We start from the raw sequence: 723 nt of genomic DNA on the forward strand, positions 1-723 counted from the left end.
CGTGCACGGGGCCAAGTCGTCGGGATTGCACATGCCCGGGGCGGCCCAGCGGGCCAGCACCGCATCCCAGCTCGCGCGGGCCTGGGGATCGAGGTATCCGCTGATCGGGGTCATCCCGTCACGGTCCTGGCGGCCCAGCCGGATGCCGCGGCGGACGGTGCGTTCCTGCTCGGAGTAGTTGCCGTCGGGATGCAGATAGTCGGCGAGTTCCTGGGCGAATGCGGTGAGTTCCTCGGGGCGGTGTCCGGTGGCGTAGGCGGTGAGCTGTTGTTCGGCGATGCGCAGCGTGTCCGGCTCGATCGTGTCGGGCAGATAGGTGAAAAACGCGCGGATCACCTGAATGTGAGCGGTACTGATGGCTCCGCTGCGTTGCGCGGCGGCCGCGGCCGGGAACACCGGGTCCAACGGCTGCCCGGTCAGGGTGCGCCGCGGCCCCAACGCGGCGGCATCGGTGATCCGGCGGCCCGCCTCGGCGCCGGTGATGCGTAGTTCCTCGGCCAACACCGCACGCAGCTTGCCGCCCACCTCGACCGGGTCAGCCGTGGCCAGTGCGTTGATCACCGGATGCTCGAGCACCGCAAGGCGGCGCCGCAGCGTCTCGGCGCGGCGCAGTAGCGCGATCAGCTCCCGCGGCGCCAACCCCTCGAGATCCATTTCCAGCGCCCGGTCCAGGCCCGCCGCCAGGGCGTCGAACACGTCGTCGACTTCTTCCCCACTATTCGA

At 70.4% G+C, this 723-nt stretch carries 1 protein-coding gene; it reads right to left on the minus strand.

What is annotated here, in order from left to right; genetic code table 11:
• Nucleotides 1-723, minus strand: a 723-nt coding sequence (locus tag AC5Y36_RS25815; protein WP_500043819.1) for a DUF222 domain-containing protein, incomplete at both ends; no start/stop codon positions are given.

It is taken from the genome of Mycobacterium sp. NGS50, from assembly GCF_059812545.1.